9 protein-coding genes and 1 pseudogene are annotated in these 13,354 nt (G+C 58.1%); 2 read left to right on the forward strand and 8 right to left on the reverse strand.

The features are described 5' to 3' along the window. Together OGL92_RS21540 and OGL92_RS21545 are read right to left on the reverse strand one after the other, a co-directional pair. A pseudogene (locus OGL92_RS21540) lies at window positions 1-318 on the reverse strand (replication protein); the annotation flags it as partial. Window positions 319-479: 161 nt separating this feature from the next. Beyond that, window positions 480-695 (reverse strand): AlpA family phage regulatory protein, encoded by a 216-nt coding sequence (locus tag OGL92_RS21545; protein ID WP_346659505.1) that lies wholly within the window; start codon window positions 693-695, stop codon window positions 480-482. A gap of 95 nt (window positions 696-790) precedes the next feature. On the opposite strand from OGL92_RS21545, the gene OGL92_RS21550 reads away from it, so the two are divergent. After that, window positions 791-1,738 (forward strand): LuxR family transcriptional regulator, encoded by a 948-nt coding sequence (locus tag OGL92_RS21550; RefSeq protein ID WP_263147814.1) that lies wholly within the window; start codon window positions 791-793, stop codon window positions 1,736-1,738. 315 nt (window positions 1,739-2,053) lie between these two features. Here OGL92_RS21550 and OGL92_RS21555 read toward each other — a convergent pair whose 3' ends face one another. The 5 genes from OGL92_RS21555 to OGL92_RS21575 all read right to left on the reverse strand — a co-directional run bounded on the left by OGL92_RS21555 (window position 2,054) and on the right by OGL92_RS21575 (window position 10,594). Continuing rightward, on the reverse strand, window positions 2,054-5,047 hold the full coding sequence (locus OGL92_RS21555; RefSeq protein ID WP_263147816.1) for a hypothetical protein: 2,994 nt from the start codon (window positions 5,045-5,047) through the stop codon (window positions 2,054-2,056). A gap of 233 nt (window positions 5,048-5,280) precedes the next feature. Further along, window positions 5,281-6,492: a site-specific integrase gene (locus tag OGL92_RS21560; protein WP_263147832.1), complete on the reverse strand. Its 1,212-nt coding sequence runs from the start codon at window positions 6,490-6,492 to the stop codon at window positions 5,281-5,283. 307 nt (window positions 6,493-6,799) lie between these two features. After that, window positions 6,800-8,377 (reverse strand): glutamine-hydrolyzing GMP synthase, encoded by a 1,578-nt coding sequence (gene guaA, locus OGL92_RS21565; RefSeq protein ID WP_263147819.1) that lies wholly within the window; start codon window positions 8,375-8,377, stop codon window positions 6,800-6,802. An 88-nt stretch (window positions 8,378-8,465) separates the two neighbouring features. Continuing rightward, entirely contained in the window at window positions 8,466-9,935 is a 1,470-nt protein-coding gene (gene guaB, locus OGL92_RS21570; protein WP_263147821.1) for an IMP dehydrogenase, read from the reverse strand. Window positions 9,936-10,096: 161 nt separating this feature from the next. Beyond that, the gene (locus OGL92_RS21575) at window positions 10,097-10,594 is read right to left on the reverse strand and encodes a hypothetical protein (protein ID WP_263147823.1); all 498 of its coding nucleotides are present in this window, start codon (window positions 10,592-10,594) and stop codon (window positions 10,097-10,099) included. A 157-nt stretch (window positions 10,595-10,751) separates the two neighbouring features. Between OGL92_RS21575 and xseA the strand changes: the two genes are divergently transcribed. Beyond that, on the forward strand, window positions 10,752-12,131 hold the full coding sequence (gene xseA / locus OGL92_RS21580) for an exodeoxyribonuclease VII large subunit (RefSeq protein WP_263147826.1): 1,380 nt from the start codon (window positions 10,752-10,754) through the stop codon (window positions 12,129-12,131). A gap of 168 nt (window positions 12,132-12,299) precedes the next feature. On the opposite strand, the gene OGL92_RS21585 is transcribed toward xseA, so the two are convergent. Beyond that, complete coding sequence (locus OGL92_RS21585; protein WP_263147829.1) at window positions 12,300-13,136, reverse strand: peptidoglycan DD-metalloendopeptidase family protein; 837 nt, start codon at window positions 13,134-13,136, stop codon at window positions 12,300-12,302. Window positions 13,137-13,354 lie beyond the last annotated feature (218 nt).

Consider the following 13,354-nt stretch of genomic DNA (forward strand, 5'->3'; position numbering starts at 1 on the left):
CAACCACTTGGCTTGTATGCCTCGGCCGCTGTAGATCAGCACGGACGGCACCGGCAAGCCTTCCTCGGAGCAAAAGTACAGCACCGACTCGGCGAGCTGGTCAGGCGTGCGCCCAGCCAGCGCGGGCACGCGGTAGGTGTCGAGATCAGCGAACAGCAGGCCAAGCCGCAGAAGGTTAACGACTCGCCTATTGGGTCGAATGAACTCTGCCTGGGACATCCACGTGTCACATTTTTTGTCCAATAAACTGAGCACTTTCGGTATATCAGCCAAACGATGAGAAGACTGGCGCTTTTCACCTCGGGAGTCGACGAGCAAAGAAAAAAACCGGCTCTCTTACTATCGTGGTACATCTGCGCTTCGTCCTGAGAACTGAAAAGCGCAAGCTGTGAACTTGCGCCATTCATCTCTACCAGAGCGTTTGCAGTGTCTGAGTAAGGACCCGATGTCGACCTGGTCTCAGGCCCGATCCGCACCGTTCAGACTGCCATTCCTGGCCTGGGAGCGGGGCCAGACTCCCTGCATGTATCAATCCATTCTTCCACCTCGGCCAAATCCCACACGACCTTGCGGCTACTCACCGCAATGCGACGTGGGAATTTACCCTTCATTTCAAAGTTATAGATCGTGCGTTCACATAGCGGAATCATCGCCAGGAGTGTCTTTTTATCGATGAGTTTTTTGCTCGAATAGATGCATAGCTAGGCCCTACCAGTCACAGCGAATGTGTGCCTGATCGTGCCTTTATGTGCCTATTGCTTCGACAGAATGATTGGCTAGAATGGTTGACATGAAAAAACAATCAACCATAGCTATTTGGGAGGGGTGTGACGCCTCCGTCACAGAGGCCCTACACCGATTCCTTGATCGCTGGGAACCCTATTCCACAGCATCTAAACGCTATCCGATCGTTCGCCTGGTCGAAGATCTTATCGACCCTGCCGTGGCGGCATATGCCGAAACGCTTCCATCGCGTTATCAGGGCCATATACCCGGAGCAGGAACGAATGTAGCGTTCAGCGTGATTATGCAGCTGGTTGGCGTTGCCGCTATGATCCGCCTACAGCGTCAACTGCTACGAGCCTTTGTTCTGACCCATGACGAGCAGTCGGGACTTGATCGATGCTTCATTGCGACGCTTGAGACGTTGATAGAACTGGTGCTGGCATGTAAGCGCAAGCAACCGTCTAACCAGGATATGGGCGGTTTGAACGGTCAACGCTTGAAAGGATTTTGTAGATTCTGCGGCACGCGAGCAGAGCTAGCATTGTTCGCAGAAGGTCAAGGTCAGCGTGACCTTGATGAACACCTACGCCTGAGCAACCTGTACTGCACCACCCACCGCCCAAAGACAGCAGATGGACGCTGGAACCCGGCATACAGGCAAGCAATGAGATCTGTAGCGCAGTTCGACCTAGAGCTGACCAGATTGAGCCGACAATGCGCGATACGATCAGAGCCTAAGGCAAAGTCAGGTGACGAGCTCGTCGACGCGTATATTTTTCGATACATGCTTAACCAAACCCTACACCTAGCGGACGAAGCGGAATTAAGAAATCTCGCTCGAGTGATGGTGGATATAAAGCTAACCGACCGAAAAAAGCAAATTCTCGTCCTTCAAAAATTTGGCTTCAACCAGTCAGAGATTGCTCGCAGATTGGAGGTAGAGCGCCAAGCGGTGTCCAAAGCTATTCGCTCAATTCCTGATAGCTTTCGACTTCCGACCGCAGCAGTGTAATTACATGCACGTGACCACACTTAAGCATTCAACATAAAAGCAACCTACCCCCAGCCTAATCAGTATTTCGCATGAATTAAAGGCAAAGACCGCTTCCACTATCGATAGCTAGCGTCAAAAAAGGAAGTTACGAGCGGATTAAATAAACCCGCTCTCATTTCGTCTAGCTAAAAACATCACGCTTAAAATCGAAATAACTTAGCCTTCACAAAATGACGACACAAAATACAGCCTGACGACTAATTGTCTTCCAGATCGCACAAGATGATAGGCGACGAAGTCCGGACAGTCAGCTTGCATGACTCTAGAAAATATTTATCTCTTTCTTCTAGGTGACATTTGAAATCCTATAGGGGTTGGTTTGAAAACAGCCTCCTTGTCATTCATATTTCGCTTCCGATGAAACTTTCTTAGGGAATTAAAATCAAGTTCAGCTATAACGAAATAGTCTTCAATCCCACCCTTTATTCTTACCGAGTCACGCATATGCTCTACTCTATATGGTGCTCTTACCCTGCTGTCACCATATAGCCTATTGTTTACCTGGACAATAAAGGCGTGCACATCATGCGCCGCCCCTTCAACTAAGAAGCTAAAAGTTTTAACGTCAGGGTTCCACTCCAGTACGAATAGGCCATCTACTTTTCCCTGAAAGCGAACTCTGTTTTCCGGGTTAGTCATGTCACTGCAAATGAGTACGCCGAAATGAAATTTGCCATGCTCATAGATTGGTAAAATTTCATTCTCTTTTTTGGGTATATATTGTCGGGCTTTTGCTTTTCGAATAAGCTCAGCCTCTCCGTGTGAAGGGCGCAATTTTGGCTGCATAAATACAATATTGCTTGGGTAGCCTGGCCACCTAGTTGCTAGCGAAACAAGGGAATCATTTCTAATGATACGACCACCATTTTTATGATAGTAATACTCAATTCCCGCAATTAGAGAAATACCCTGCTGGGCAAGCTTTGCAGCAACGCTCATTGCCCAGCGCCTGGGTAATGAACACTCAGGAAAGACTACATAGTCTGACTGGCGGCTTGCACGCAAGATACTATTTATTAATCGGTTGACTTTTTCATATCTAACAAGGCTCCGATCAGGCTCTTTTGCTAAAGCCCCTTGGAATTGACGTACAGTGGTTTCAAAATTGGTGAGTGCGACGTAGGTTTTTTCTTTTTTCTTTGTTGGGATAGATATGTAATAGCCATCATCACCTATGTTGCGTCCAATGAAGCCATTAGTCCGGACTTTCGCCCCCCGCAGCCCCCAAATACTTCGACGGAAAAGAAGATTATTATCTAGAGTTGCGGGAGATATTAGCGCAATCTCTTGAACATTTAGCGGACGAGTCGGAAATGCAAGAGCAGGCCAGTGCGGCAATTTAAGATCAGCCGACTTCTGGAATTTACGGATAGACGCTAGTCGCAATACTCGACGAACATCGATACTTCTTGGAACTCTCGCTTTTCTGATATCCTGATCCTGGCCATAGTACCAGTATTCCTTATATGGTCTTCCTCCTAGGTCTGCAAGCAGGAAACTTTCAGTTAGTGCTTTAAGGTTTTTCTTTTTTATATCTATTCTGTGACTGTCCGAGTGGTCGAATAGTTTTTTCAGCACAAGACGGAGCTGAGCCCATTTGTCAAAATTTTTGGCCCCGGCGGCTTGCAAGGAAGCCTGAAGAAGCACTTTTTCAAAGTAAGCCTTGCATGATTGAATACGTTGCGCTCTTCCCTTTTCTTGGATCGTGGTTTTTTGTATGAGATCAAAGCATGAGTACAAATTAGTGATGAATTTTTCAGCCTCACTGAAGTCGTAGTTAGAAACCATAAGTGATAAAACTCTCTTATAGTATCCGAACAGTTCAAACAGCCCTCTTGGTGTAACTAGGTATCTGTGTGCGAGCCCGTAAAACTGTGTTCTCAGTTCCATCCACTCAGGGCGAGCCAAGTCGGATGAGTAGCTTTCAATATCCCTTATGAGTAGGGATAGCCCAAGTCGCTTAATTGATACTACATCTGCTTTTCGTAAGGCATCTGCGATCAATGACGCATCTGAAGATGCTAGCAGTGCTTTGTCTGCCATTTCGGCTGAGGATCTAGGCACCTCAGGTAGCATGCGATACTCGCTTGACTGCGCTCTAATCTGACTTGAAATTTGATTGATCAAGTCAAGGCCGTGCTCGGATGACAGGCTAAATATTTTTTGCTTACTTGCTGTAAACCTTAGATCAGAATCTGAAGCATAGTTAAATTTGATTTTTAATCCTGGCGGCTTGCCTGCCGCTCGATCAATTCTTATGCATTGCACATTTTTTGATATGAACTCAAGAACTTGATTTCCGCTTGGCGATGAGTTCGGCGTGTTTATCACTAAAAAAATATCGTCCACATACCTTCCATAGTAAGCTGGATTAATTCCGCTTTGTATTTGTTGATCTAGCTCGAATAGCAATACGTTTGATATTACCTTGGATGCAGATAGCCCCACTGGCAAAGCCCCTTCCGGTCGATCCATAAAGTCCGGGGTTTGTTTGTACCAATATTCAATAGATTTTAGGATTAACTGAGTAAACTTAAGTTCATCCGGACTCAGTGTTACGTTGATTGCTTTCAGGAAGGATGGTTTAAGCAGAAAGTTTGGAGATGCATTATGGTAAAAGCCTGCCAAGTCCATGGTGATAGCAGTTACAGCCCCCCCTGCCTTAACCAGTTGCTGCATCGTATCCAGCCCCTTCTGCCGCCAGTTTCTGTACGCCGAAAAGTAAGGGGAAAAAAGGCCGGATGAATCCTCATTAACTGGCCCATTAAATGGACCGAAGTCTTCGAGGGCATGCTTTTTACGTCGAAGTCTGTTTCCGAAAGATAGGTTTTTATCTAGCTTTTCTTCAAATTTATGACCAGCCTTCATTATCCACAAAACAGAAATTATTTGGAAAGCTACCGTCGGGGTGATGATTAGGCGATACTTTGCCTCGAGCCTAAGCTTATTATTGTCAGAGAATCTTTGCTCCCAATCTAGATTAGGGTCGATGGAGCGGAAGTGCGCTGACTCAATGTTGTTCCAAGGAGAGTCGTCTAGTGACTTAGGAACATAGAGATGACCGCCAATTAAGTCCTTGCTCTGCCACCACTCACTAGAGCCATTTGTTATCAATTGGTAAATGGACTCAATATTTTTCTGCAAGCTCCTCTCGAACTCTACATATGAAATAGCGCTGGGGTGGAGGTTGTCATAGAAAGCTTCTGATTTTGCCTTGCGATAGGCAAGATATATGTCGCTTAGCGAAATAAACTGTTCTGAAAACATGTACCCGACCTCCTTGTTATGCAGATTTTTTGATTAAGCTCGCTTCTTGTAAAATATTGTCTATGGAGAGAAAGGGACAGATTTATTTGATGCAATCGCAACGTCCGTTTTTGGCCGTCCGCTGCCGGCCGTAAACGGTCGCTTTCGCCCCTTAGCCATGCGTGCGACCCTATCAAGTCCAGGATAATTTTCCTTTAAGCGAATAGCTGAAATGACGGCAGGGATCATACAAGCTATCCATTTATTTTCCGAAATTTCTTAAACGTCCACTCATCAATCATATCCGCCCAATCCTGCAACATCGCACGACGCTGATCCCGGTACTTGGCCTTGTTGTAAACGGCGCGCACGCCTTTCTGCTCGTGCGCGAGGCACTTCTCGATCCAGTCGGAGTTGTAGCCCGCCTCATGCAGCAGCGTGCTGGCAGTGCGTCGCAGGTCGTGAGGGCCGAACTTGCCTAGCGGCACCCCCTCCTTTTGGGCCAAACGATAGGTGAGCGTTAGTACCTGGTTGATCGTGGCCGCACTCATTGGCAAATCAGAGTCGTAGCGTGACGGCAAAACGTAGTCTGAACCTCCTGCCAGGGTTTTCAACGCGATGAAGAAATCCAATGCCTGCTGGGACAGAAACACCAAATGAGGGTTACGACGCTTCATCCGCTCTTTGGGGATCGTCCATAGCGCCTCGCTGAAACTGATTTCACTCCACGTTGCATTGGTCAGCTCGCTCTTGCGCACCATCGTCAGCAGAAGGAGTTTGGCCGCTGCACGAACCGAGGCCGCGGTACCGATTCTGTCCATGTACTGGTACATCAGCGCAATTTCATCGGGCGTCAACGCACGGTCGCGTGGCTCAAATTTCGCGATGCTGGCAGGCCGTACCAGATCTGCCGGATTTTCAACCTTCTGGCCACGCTCAATAGCCCAACGGAAGACTTGCAGCACGATCTCCCGTGAGTGGACGGCGGTTGCAGGCGAGCCCCGCTCCACTATCGCGTCCGTCAGCGCTCGCAGATCCTCATGAGTGATTTCAGCCAGCTTTTGATTGCCAAATTTCGGCTTCAACTCGCGCTCGTAGACTGATCGGCGCATGTCTCGTGTCGAGTCCGCCATCTGGTAGCCTCGCAGCCACTTTTCAGCCCAAGCATCAAAGGTCTCAGCGCCCTTCGTGCGCGCCTTCGCGCGTGCTTTTTCCTTAGCTGGAGACTTGCCAGCGGCGACCAACTTCTTCGCCTCCCCTAGCAGCTCGCGAGCCTCTGCCAAAGTGATCCCCCCTAAGCCATAACGACCGAAGGTAATGGTCTCTTGCCTGCCATTGATGGAGTAGTTATAGCGAAAGGAGATTGAGCCGGCTGGGGTGACGGCCACGTACAAGCCGTCACGGTCAATTACCTTGTAGAGCTTTTCCTGGGGCTTGAGATTTCGAAGCTTGGTATCGGTGAGCATGGCTTCCACTATTTCCATGAAAAAATACCATGCCCTGAAAAGTGCGGAAAATGGGGTCCATCCCCAGTAAAACCGGGCCTTTAGGCCAACTCGATACCATGCTAACCCTGGACCAAGAGACATGGTGTTGAGCGTCACGCATGACATTGGGTGCAATCAGTACCCCGCACCATGCCACATAAACACCGTGCTTGGAGATGCAGAACGCTACCCGAATTTTCCAGATCCAAAAAGCCAAAAGCCCGCAATTACGCGGGCTTCAGGGCATTTTTTTGCTAGATCGTGCCGGGCAGTGCCGGACGCGGGATCATTCCCACTCGATCGTCGCGGGCGGCTTGCTCGACACGTCGTAGGTGACGCGGGAGATGCCTTCGATTTCGTTGATGATGCGGCCGCTGACGGTTTCCAGCAGTTCGTAGGGCAGGTGTGCCCAACGGGCGGTCATGAAGTCGATGGTTTCCACCGCGCGCAGGGCGACGACCCAGGCGTAGCGGCGGCCGTCGCCGACCACGCCGACCGATTTCACCGGCTGGAACACGACGAAGGCCTGGCTGACCTTGTGGTACCAGTCGGCCTTACGCAGTTCTTCGATGAAGATGTGGTCCGCGCGACGCAGCAGGTCGGCGTATTCCTTCTTCACCTCGCCAAGGATGCGCACGCCCAGGCCCGGGCCGGGGAAGGGGTGGCGATAGACCATGTCGTAGGGCAGGCCGAGCTCCAGGCCGATCTTGCGCACTTCGTCCTTGAACAGTTCGCGCAGCGGTTCGACCAGCTTGAGGTTCATCTCCTCGGGCAGGCCGCCGACATTGTGGTGCGACTTGATCACGTGGGCCTTGCCGGACTTGGCGCCGGCCGACTCGATCACGTCGGGGTAGATGGTGCCCTGGGCGAGAAACTGGATATTCGGCAGCTTGCTGGCCTCGGCATCGAAGATGTCGATGAAGGTGCGGCCGATGATCTTGCGCTTCTTCTCGGGATCGGCTTCGCCTTCGAGGTTGCCGAGGAACTGCGCCTCGGCGTCGGCGCGGATCACCTTGACGCCCATGTTCTCGGCGAACATCGCCATCACCTGGTCGCCCTCGTGCAGGCGCAGCAGGCCGTTGTCGACGAACACACAGGTCAATTGCTCGCCGATGGCGCGGTGCAGCAGCGCCGCGACCACCGAGGAATCGACGCCGCCGGACAAGCCGAGCAGCACGTTGGCATCGCCAACCTGCTCGCGGACCTGGCGGATCGCGTCCTCGACGATGTTCGAGGCGGTCCACAGGGCTTCGCAGCCGCAGATGTCCAGGAGGAAGCGCGAGAGGATGCGCCCGCCCTGCTTGGTGTGGGTGACTTCCGGGTGGAATTGCACGCCGTACCAGCCGCGGACGTCGTCGGCCATGCCGGCCAAGGCGCAGCTCGGGGTGCTGGCGAGCACGTGGAAGCCCTCGGGCAACTGCACCACCTTGTCGCCGTGGCTCATCCAGACGTCGAGGCCGAACACGCCGTCGTCGTCCAGGTGATCCTCGATGCCGTCGAGCAGGCGGCTTTTGCCGACCACGTCCACCTTGGCATAGCCGAATTCGCGGAGCTGCGAGCCCTCGACCTTGCCGCCGAGCTGCTCGGCCATGGTCTGCATGCCGTAGCAGATGCCGAGGATGGGCACGTTCAGGTCGAACACCGCCTGCGGCGCGCGCGGGCTGCCCAGCTCATGCACCGACTCCGGGCCGCCGGCGAGGATGATCCCGCGAGGCGCGAATTCGCGGATGGCCTCGTCGTCCATGTCGAACGGATGCAGTTCGCAATACACGCCGATCTCGCGCACGCGGCGGGCGATCAGTTGGGTGTACTGGGAGCCGAAGTCGAGGATCAGGATACGGTGGGCGTGAATGTCGTGGGCCATGGCCATCTCTCTGTGCGGAATTCACAAATGACGCGGGGCTGCACGTTTCATGACGGCTGCAGCCCCGTATCGTCCTACAAGCTCGGAATCAACCCACGCGATAGTTGGGCGCTTCCTTGGTGATCTGTACGTCGTGGACGTGGGATTCGGCCATGCCGGCGCCGGTAATCCGCACGAACTCCGGCTTGGTGCGCATCTCTTCGATGCTCGCGCTGCCGGTGTAGCCCATGGAGGCGCGCAGGCCGCCCATCAACTGGTGGATGATCGCCGACAGCGGGCCCTTGTAGGGCACGCGGCCTTCGATGCCCTCCGGCACCAACTTCTCGGCACCCGCCGAGGAATCCTGGAAATAGCGATCGGAGGAACCCTGGGTCTGGGCCATCGCGCCCAGCGAACCCATGCCGCGATAGGCCTTGTAGGAACGCCCCTGGAACAGCTCGACCTCGCCCGGCGCTTCTTCGGTACCGGCGAACATGGAACCGATCATCACCGCCGAGGCCCCGGCGACGATGGCCTTGGACAAGTCGCCGGAGAAACGGATGCCACCGTCGGCGATCAGCGGTACGCCGGTGCCCTCGAGGGCCGCGGCGACGTTGGCCACGGCGGAAATCTGCGGCACGCCGACGCCGGCGACAATGCGGGTGGTGCAGATCGAGCCGGGGCCGATGCCCACCTTGACCGCGTCGGCGCCGGCCTCGGCCAGGGCCCTGGCGGCTTCGCCGGTGGCGATGTTGCCGCCGATCACTTGGACCTGCGGGAAGGTCTGCTTGACCCAGCGGACCCGCTCGATCACGCCGCGGGAGTGGCCGTGGGCGGTGTCGACGATGATCACATCGACCCCGGCGGCGACCAGCGCGGCAACCCGGTCGGCGGTATCCGCGCCGGTGCCCACCGCGGCGCCGACGCGCAGGCTGCCGGCGTCGTCCTTGCTGGCGAAGGGATAGGCCTTGGCTTTCTCGATGTCCTTCACGGTCATCATGCCCTTGAGGGCGAACGCCTCGTCGACGATGAGGACCTTCTCGATGCGATGCTTGTGCAGCAGTTCGCGCACGAGGTTCTTGTCGGCGCCCTCGCGCACGGTGACCAGCCGCTCTTTCGGCGTCATCACTTCGCGTACCCGGGCTTCCAGGCGGTTCTCGAACCGCACGTCGCGGGAGGTGACGATGCCGACCAGATCGCCGTTGGACAGCACCGGGACACCGGAGATGTTGTGCTGGCGGGTCAGTTCGAAGAGGTCGCGCACACTGGCGTCGGCGTCGATGGTGATCGGGTCCTTCACCACCCCGGCCTCGAAGCGCTTGACCTTGCGCACTTCCGCGGCCTGCTGCTCGATGGCCATGTTCTTGTGGATGATGCCGATGCCGCCTTCCTGGGCCATGGCGATGGCCAGGCGCGCCTCGGTGACGGTGTCCATGGCGGCGGACAGCAGCGGGATGTTCAGCTCGATGCCACGGGTCAGGCGGGTCTTCAGGCTGACGTCCTTCGGCAATACCTCGGAATATCCGGGGATCAGGAGAACGTCGTCGAAGGTCAGGGCTTCTTGGCTGATGCGCAGCATGGCGGGGGCTCCCAGGCGGGAAAAAGGAAGCGCGGCATTATACCCAGCACGGGCCCCGCGCTCAACGCGACAATACATCGGGTGCGCGGCCGGATCGGCGTTTCGTCGGTCTGCGAAAGGGCCTTGTCCGGCCCTGCGGAGCCTGGCCGCGGGGGCGGGGTTCAGAAGGTGAAGCGCTGGCCGCTCGGGTTCCGCTCGAGCGGCGCCGACGCACGGAACTCGCCCCGGTCGGACGGCGCGGAGTCGAGTCGCGCCTGGCGTCGACTCGTGGCGCTGCCGCTGGCGGCCTTGCCCGTGGGGATCGGATGCAGCGCGCGGGCGCTGTCCAGGCGCTGCGGAAGCGTGGGCTGTGTGGCCGGATCGCGACGGATCCAGGCCGAGGCCGGCGCCTGGCGGGTCGCCAAGGGCGCGCCGGCCTCGCCCGCGGGAGCGGTGCCGGAGGCCGGGGCCGACGCCTCGGCCTCCAGCCAGCCGTTCTCGCTGGCAACCAGGGGATCATCGCCGGCGGGCAGGTAGGCGGCTTCCAGGTCCTGCCAGAAGCTGCCGGCCGCGCCGAGGTTCACTTCCAGCCAGCCCGTGCACCCCACCAGCACGACGAACAGCAGGTAGGCCGCGGCGTTCAGCACATGGTGGGACAGGCGCGAAGGTGTCTGATGCATGGCATTGGACCGTTGGGGGAAGGAATGAGGCGTGTCGGCATTATCCCCGTCCTCGGCGGCGGCGATGTCAGGGATAGGTAAAGGCTGGGTAAAGCCCCTGGAACTTTTTCGTCCCCCGGCGGGCGAACCCCTCATCGAAAGCCTTATGATGCCGCCCATGATCAAAGACCCCTTCCAGCGCCTCGGCCTCGACCGCGAAGTCCTCAGCGTCAGCCAGCTCAACGGCCGCGCGCGCGTGCTGCTGGAAGACGTGTTCGCCCAGGTCTGGGTCGAGGGCGAGATCTCCAACCTCGCCAAACCGGCCTCCGGGCACATCTATTTCACCCTCAAGGACAGCCAGGCCCAGGTGCGTTGCGCGCTGTTCCGGCAGAACGCGGCGCGGGTCCGCCAGGCCCTGCGCGACGGGCTGGCGGTGCGGGTGCGCGGCAAGGTCTCGCTGTTCGAGGGGCGCGGCGACTATCAATTGATCCTCGACTCGCTGGAGCCGGCCGGCGACGGCGCACTGCGCCTGGCGTTCGAGGCGCTGAAGGAAAAGCTCGCCGCCGAGGGCCTGTTCGCCGCCGAACGCAAGGCCGCCCTGCCCGCCCATCCCCGGCGCATCGGGATCGTCAGCTCGCCCACCGGCGCGGTGATCCGCGACATCATCAGCGTGTTTCGCCGCCGCGCGCCGCAGGTGGCGCTGACCCTGATCCCCACCGCCGTCCAGGGCCGCGATGCCACCGCACAGATCGTCGCCGCGCTGAAGCGGGCCGACGCCCAGGGTTTCGATGCGCTGATCCTGGCCCGTGGCGGCGGCTCGCTGGAGGACCTCTGGTGCTTCAACGAGGAAGCCGTGGCGCGGGCCATCGACGCCTGCGCGACGCCGCTGGTCAGCGCGGTCGGCCACGAGACCGACGTGTCGATCGCCGATTTCGTCGCCGACGTGCGTGCGCCGACGCCGTCCGCCGCCGCCGAACTGCTGGCGCCCCACAGCGCCGACCTGCGCCAGCGCCTCGACGGCCTTCGCCAACGCCTGCTGCTGCGCATGCAGGATCGCCTGCAGCGTGACGCGCAACGCCTGGAGGGCCTGACCCGGCGCCTGCGCCACCCCGGCGAACGGCTATTGCAGCAGTCGCAGCGCATCGACGACCTGGAACAACGCCTGACCCGCGCCCTCGACCGACGCCTGGCCATCGCCCACGAACGCTTGGCCCGCCTGGACACCCGCCTCGCCGCGCAGCATCCGGGGCGCACCCTGCACCTGCTCCGGCAGCGCCTGGAGCACTTGCAGGCGCGCCTGCCGCGGGCGATCAACGAAACCCTGAAGGATCGTCGGCAGCGGCTGCACGGGCTGGCGCAGACGCTCAACGTGGTCAGCCCGCTGGCGACCCTCGGGCGCGGCTACAGCATCCTGCTCGACGAACGCGGCCAGGCCATTCGCCGCGCCGAGCAGACCCGCGTCGGCCAGGCGCTCAAGGCGCGGCTGGGCGAAGGCGAGCTGGAAGTGCGGGTCATCGACAACCACCTGACGCCCATCACCCTGTCGTTGCTGGATTGAGCCTCGACGCCGGGGTTCCGGCGTTTCGTTCGTCGGGTGCGCGCCTGGCGGATGGGGGAAACGTCATCCGTCCTACGCGTGGCGTGGCGTGGCGTGGGCAAGACGTGCGGAGTCGGGCATTTCGTTGCCGGAGGGGCCGCTTGGCGGATGAGGTGAGCGTCATCCGCCCTACGGTTTGAAGGCGCCGATGAAGATCGCGGGGTCGACGCGGGCGTCGTTCAGGCTGACGTTCCAGTGCATGTGCGGGCCGGTGGCGCGGCCGGTGGCGCCGACGCGGCCGACCACTCCGCCGCGCGGCAGGCTCTGGCCGAGCGTCACGTCGATCTTCGACATGTGGCAGAACATGCTGATGAAGCCCTGGCCGTGGTCGACGAACACGGTATTGCCGTTGAAGAAGTAATTGCCGATGAGGATCACCTTGCCCGCCGCCGGGCTTTTGATCGGCGTGCCGGCCGGCACCGCGAAGTCCAGGCCGGAATGCGGGTTGCGCTCCTCGCCGTTGAAGAAACGGCGCAGGCCGAAGGGGCTGGACAGCGGACCGTTCACCGGTTTGTCCAGTGCCAGGTTGCTCGGCGTGCCGGCGCTGAAACTGCGGTAGGCGCGGGTCTGCTCGGCCAGCTCGCGTTCGATGCGCTTGAGGTCTTCGGGCAGGGGGTTGACCTGACGCGTGTTCTTCAAGGTGATGCGCTGCTCTTTATAGTGCTTGGCGCCGACCTGGAAGGTCCGTGCGCCCGCGGCGCCCTCCACCTCCAGCCGCTGCGGGCCGGGCTTGACGCTCAAGGGAATGCCGACGATGGCGAGCCAGCGCTTGTCCTCTTCATGGACCACCAGCACCGGCTTGCCCTGGTACTTGGCCCGCGGGGCCTGGGCGCCTGCGCCGAGGTCGACCACCGCGACGCCACCGGGGACCGGCTTGTCCAGCAGGCGGGCGATGTAACCCTCGGCATGGACCGTCGAAACGCCGCCTAGCAGCAGAAGGGCGAACAGCAGGGGCAGGCGCGGCATGGCGGGGCTCGATGGCGAAAGGGCCGTCCATGCTGGCGGAAATGGGTGCGGGAGGAAAGCCTCCGCATCGCGGAGGGTGAAGAAAGGCGGGCGTCCTACCTGGGCCTTCTCCGACGACGCGCCACTCCGGCTATGGCACCCCGCCCATCCGCCAAGCAATCCTCCGAGACAGACGCCCTACCCGTCCCCCTCGACCGTAGGGCGGATGGCGCCCTTCC

It is taken from the genome of Pseudomonas sp. RIT-PI-AD (assembly GCF_025642785.1).
Taxonomy (GTDB): Bacteria; Pseudomonadota; Gammaproteobacteria; order Pseudomonadales; family Pseudomonadaceae; genus Pseudomonas_T.

Bases quoted from the DNA above. Each gene is read 5' to 3' on its own strand.
- OGL92_RS21555 (WP_263147816.1), bottom strand. From the start codon at position 5,047: ATGTTTTCAGAACAGTTTATTTCGCTAAGCGACATATATCTTGCCTAT.
- xseA (WP_263147826.1), top strand. From the start codon at position 10,752: ATGATCAAAGACCCCTTCCAGCGCCTCGGCCTCGACCGCGAAGTCCTC.
- OGL92_RS21550 (WP_263147814.1), top strand. From the start codon at position 791: ATGAAAAAACAATCAACCATAGCTATTTGGGAGGGGTGTGACGCCTCC.
- guaA (WP_263147819.1), bottom strand. From the start codon at position 8,377: ATGGCCCACGACATTCACGCCCACCGTATCCTGATCCTCGACTTCGGC.
- OGL92_RS21560 (WP_263147832.1), bottom strand. From the start codon at position 6,492: ATGCTCACCGATACCAAGCTTCGAAATCTCAAGCCCCAGGAAAAGCTC.
- OGL92_RS21585 (WP_263147829.1), bottom strand. From the start codon at position 13,136: ATGCCGCGCCTGCCCCTGCTGTTCGCCCTTCTGCTGCTAGGCGGCGTT.
- OGL92_RS21575 (WP_263147823.1), bottom strand. From the start codon at position 10,594: ATGCATCAGACACCTTCGCGCCTGTCCCACCATGTGCTGAACGCCGCG.
- guaB (WP_263147821.1), bottom strand. From the start codon at position 9,935: ATGCTGCGCATCAGCCAAGAAGCCCTGACCTTCGACGACGTTCTCCTG.